We start from the raw sequence: 5,005 nt of genomic DNA on the forward strand, positions 1-5,005 counted from the left end.
CCATCCTAACCTTCCCCCGCCAGACGGGGGAAGGAACAAATTGCCGTTGCAGCAAATCGTAGCGTGGGCTTCGCCCACGACCTACCGTCCGAATATCCGAATCCAATCCTCCCTGTTCATTCCGTGGTTAGAACCTACGCTACGGGCGGCTGAATTTTTGATACAGCATCATCTGCCGTCATTCCTGCGCAGGCGGGAATCCATCGGAAATTTTAAGAAGCAGATATTTGAAAAACAGTTTCCAAAATTCAAAAGTGGATTCCCGCCTGCGCGGGAATGATGGTGTGAGTATTTTTGAATTCAGTATGGGAAACGGTTGGAAGGATGGGATAAAGAATCAAAAGGTCGTCTGAAAAATTGGGAATTCCAGTTTTCAGACGACCATTCGTCAAGTGGACACAAATTCAGAATAAGCCAACCCGTAGCGTGGGCTTTGTCCACGACCTGCCGTCCGAACATCCGAATCCAATCATCTCTGTTTATTCGTGGGTAGAACCCACGCTACGAGCGGCTGGTAACGGATAGGGCAAAGCAAAAAGGTCGTCTGAAAACCTAATTCCGGTTTCAGACGACCTTCTCTTGTCTGCTGTACGGCTTATTGCTGCTTCGCCGCCCATTCCGCAGGTGTGGCGGCAACGGAAATCGACAGCGCGTGTAATTCGTTGCTGGCCAATTGCGCCTTCAGACCGTCTTTGATCAGGCGGTGGCGGGCGAGGCGGGCTTTGCCTTCAAACTCGGAAGAGACGATGACGGCGAAAAAGTGATGCCCGTCGCCTTCGACTTCGACGTGTTCGCAAGCGGCGACGCCTTCAATCAGCGATTTGACTTGTTCTGGGGTAAGCATTTGTATTCCTTGTTTCAAAAACATTGCGGCATTATACAGAATAATGCCGCTTAACATCGCCAACTTGCTGAAGATGGTATCCGAAACATAATTCATTAATATTGAATTAACATAAGGTTTACAGAGGTCGTCTGAAACGTTTTCAGACGACCCCTTTTCTTATTTTTGGATGTCGGATACTTAAAAATATCATTTTTTTAGTACGGATGAATTCAGGCAAAAGGGTTTTGGCATATAAATTGCTTTCAGATAAAAGATAAAGTTTCACTTTGATTGCAAAATAAAGTTAAGAAAATAGAAGTCATCAAAGATAAGCGGATAGATAAATAGCCAAAAGGTCGATAAATCAGTTTTGGGAGATTGTTATCTGAGGTATAGATAAATCCTGAAATTTGTTTGAAAGTGACAATATACGTCATATCCGTTGAATAAATTTTGCAATCGAAATATCAGTATCAAATACGATATTTTCATTTTTGGTTATTGGATTGGATGTTTGGAAAGCTGGTTATTCCATCAATTCAATAATATATTAAATTTATTTGTTTAACATTTTAAATCAGAGAGTCAGCATGAATAAAATCTATCGTGTCGTATGGAACGAAACCACACAGACGTGGAACGCGGTGGCGGAATTCGCTAAAGCGCATGGGAAAACGGCTTCATCAGGCATAGGCGGCATCGTTGCCTCCGCAGGCGTGCGCTTCGCGTTTACCGCCATCATGTCCGGCCTGCTGCTTGCCAGCGGTCAAGCCGTCGCGACAGTAGAAAATAACGGCAAAACCCTTGCCAATGGCACAGTTTTATCTGCAGCCGCCGATGGTACTGATTACAACACCTGTTATTTCGATACCGTCAGCTACAACGTGGTCTGTGGTGATGATACTACGAAGGCGTTAGATTTCATTCCTCAAACCGGTGGGCAACCCCCAAAACAAGGTAAATCTGTCGCCATCGGACAAGGAGCCCAAACCAGCGGAGAAAGTAATGTTGCCATCGGTCCGAAAACGGTTACTGCCAACACAGGCTCTATTGCCATCGGCGTGGCGGCAAGTGCCAATCACAACCAATCTATCGCTATGGGACAGGAGGCATCAGCAAAAGGTGAAGCCGATGTCAGTATTGGAAAATTGGCAGGCGATACCGTTTCTTCCGACGGCCGCAATATTTCCATTGGCGAGAGCGCGCTGAAAGGCGGCTCGGGAGTCAATAATGTCATCGCCATCGGTTCGTCGGCAGGCATTAATTCCAATAGTAGTCATTCGGTTTATATCGGAACCGGTGCGACCGGTATGGATCCCAAAAATATTTCCATCGGATATCAGGCGAACACCAAAAGCGGCAGTATTGCAGTTGGTGACAACTCAAATGCGCAGGGCAGTTCGTCCGTTGCCATCGGTACCAAATCCGTTGTAACCGATGTAGCAGGTAATGGCGTTGCCATTGGTTTCAATTCCACTACTTCGGGATTGAGTGCTGTCGCCATCGGTGGTTCAAGTTCGATCGGTAAAGGTGCCAATGCATCGGGACCTGCCAGCCTGGCAATAATGGGTACTGCCGTCGCTTCTGCACAGCGTGCCATCTCCATAGGCGAATTTACGGTCGGTTCAGGAGCTTATGGTATTGCCATCGGCGGTAAAGCAAATGCACAGGGTACTTCTTCCATCGCGATTGGCGGCAGTCAGGCGCAAGACAAAGGAGCGACTGCTGCGGGTCATTTCTCAACCGCTATCGGTTATGGTGCCAAGACAGTCAATCAGGATACCACTGCCGTCGGTAAAGACAGCACGGCAAACGGCCTGCGCGCCACGGCTTTCGGCGTGGACAGCAATGCAGGTGCTGAAAACGCCTTGGCTGCCGGTCCGCAAACCGCTGCTTCTGCCAAAGGCGCGATTGCCGTCGGTTTTGCCACTCAGGCAACCGGTTTGAGCAGCATCGCAGTCGGTAAAGAAGCCATTGCCACTACAGAAACTTCTACTTCACTCGGTCAAAACAGCCAAGCCACCGCCAACAACGCTGTCGCCATCGGTAACAAAGCCGTAGCGGCAGGTACGGGCAATATCGTAGTGGGTACGAACGCGGGCGTATACGACGATGCCGTTTCCGCAGGACGCAAGGTCGGCGCTGACACCGTCTATATCGGCGCGGACAGCGGTCGCAATGCCTATACCAACGAACGCCAAATCTCCATCGGTAAAGGTACGGGCAACAACGCTACCGGCGTGGACAACATCGCCCTTGGTCTGCGTTCCGGCGCATTTGTGTCCGGTGCGAATAACGTCGCCATCGGTAGGGAAGCAGGCATGGGTACGGATGCCCAAAAACTGAGCGTCACTTCCACCGTCGCCATCGGTGAAGCCGCAAAAGGCAGCTCCAACAATACCGTCGCCATCGGTAAAACCGCATTGGCGGAAAAAGAATCTGCGGTTGCCGTCGGTACACTTTCCAAAGCCAGCGGTGACAACTCCGTAGCCATCGGTAAGACTGCCAACGCATTGGGCATTAAAGCAGTCGCATTGGGTGTCGATTCCGTTGCTGTTAATGAAAAAGATGTTGCATTGGGTAGCGGTAGCGTGACTGAAGCGCACCACAACGGCGACTACACGTTGAATAGTAACTATACCGCAGCCGGAACAAGCTCTCAGGGTACGGTTTCTGTCGGTAAAGTTGATGCAGCCACCCCTGCCAACAGCTTTACCCGTCAAATTCAAAACGTCTCTGCGGGTGTTATCAGCGCAACCAGCACCGACGCCATCAACGGCAGCCAGCTTTACGCAACCAATTCTTACCTGCTCAACTTGGGTAACAACGTCAAAAACGCCTTGGGCGGTAAAACTGCAATCGACGGTGAGGGCAACCTAACCCTGAACGATTTGGGCGGCACAGGCAAAGCCAATGTTCACGACGCTTTGGAAGCGATGAATAACAAAATCAACCAATTGGGCGGCGGCTTGGGCGGCGGCAGCTCCAGCCATTTTTACAGTGTTCAGACGCCTTCAAATGACCGTGGTAACTACAACAATAATGGCGCAACCGGATTAGATGCTCTGGCGGCAGGCGCGGACGCGCAGGCAGCGGGCGCATTTGCCGTAGCGGTCGGTACAGGCGCGCAGGCGGCAATTTCTAACTCTATCGCCATCGGTAAAAACGCCACTGTCAACGAAGACACTGCATCCGATATGGCTGTCAACGGTTTGACTAAAGGCGAAGGCTCCGTCGCCATCGGTGCGAACACCAAAGCCAGCGGCACCAATGCCACAGCCGTCGGTCAATCATCCAACGCTTACGGTCAAAACTCTTTAGCAGCCGGTCAATCATCCAATGCAGTGGGTAAATCTAGCGTAGCGCTTGGTGACGGTGCAAATGCCACCCAAGACTCCGCCACAGCACTCGGTCCATATAGCCAGTCCACGGCGGCAGGTGCGACCGCGTTGGGCTTCAATACTCACGCAACTGCTTTCGGTACTGTTGCGGCAGGCCGTAACAGCAAAGCCGTTGCCAATAATGCCGTAGCAATGGGTAACGAAGCTGACGCTCAAAAAGAAGACACCATCGCCATCGGCTACAACGCCCAAGCCACGCAAAACCGTGCCGTGGCCTTCGGCAAAAACGCCAAAGCCACCGCAGGCGACACCTTTGCTTTCGGTGATGCGGCAAAAGCCTCTGTCGGCAATGCCATTGCCTTCGGTAAAAACGCCAATGCCGCCCATAAAGACTCTATCGCATTGGGTGCCAATTCCGCGACTGAAGCAGCCGTTCAGACGACCTCTGCTACCGTTGGCGACCTGACCTTCGGCAACTTCGCAGGTAACACGCCTGAGTCCACACTCAGCATCGGTTCGGCAGGCAAAGAGCGCACGATTACCAACGTCGCCGCAGGCCGCATCAGCGACAGCAGCACTGATGCCATCAACGGCAGCCAGCTTTATGCGACTCAAAACGTCATGAACAACATCGGTACGACCGCAGTCGGCGTATTGGGCGGAGACGCAGCCATTGCGAATGACGGTACCATCACGATGACCAACATCGGCGATACCGGCAAAGACAACGTTCACGACGCGATCAAGTCAGTTAAAGAAACTGCCGAGAAAGGCTGGAAGCTGAAAGCGAACGACGAGACCGAGAGCGACAGCGAAAAAATCGCTGCGGGCGACACCG

General features: G+C 51.4%; 4 protein-coding genes. 2 read left to right on the forward strand and 2 right to left on the reverse strand.

The annotated features are described in order from the left end of the window. On the forward strand, positions 1-280 hold a 280-nt coding region (locus HMPREF2954_RS13250; protein ID WP_321178158.1), incomplete at its 5' end, for a hypothetical protein. Positions 281-300: 20 nt separating this feature from the next. Here the strand turns inward: HMPREF2954_RS13250 and HMPREF2954_RS12690 are convergent. Both HMPREF2954_RS12690 and HMPREF2954_RS07125 read right to left on the reverse strand, forming a co-directional pair. After that, on the reverse strand, positions 301-459 hold the full coding sequence (locus HMPREF2954_RS12690; protein ID WP_168165597.1) for a hypothetical protein: 159 nt from the start codon (positions 457-459) through the stop codon (positions 301-303). A gap of 136 nt (positions 460-595) precedes the next feature. Further along, positions 596-844: a BolA family protein gene (locus tag HMPREF2954_RS07125; protein WP_029609441.1), complete on the reverse strand. Its 249-nt coding sequence runs from the start codon at positions 842-844 to the stop codon at positions 596-598. A 572-nt stretch (positions 845-1,416) separates the two neighbouring features. Here HMPREF2954_RS07125 and HMPREF2954_RS07130 point away from each other — a divergent pair. Beyond that, a partial coding sequence (locus HMPREF2954_RS07130; RefSeq protein WP_083313611.1) for a beta strand repeat-containing protein occupies positions 1,417-5,005 on the forward strand: 3,589 nt, incomplete at its 3' end.

Origin of the sequence: Neisseria sp. HMSC067H09, assembly GCF_001814135.1 — a bacterium.
Taxonomy (GTDB): domain Bacteria; phylum Pseudomonadota; class Gammaproteobacteria; order Burkholderiales; family Neisseriaceae; genus Neisseria.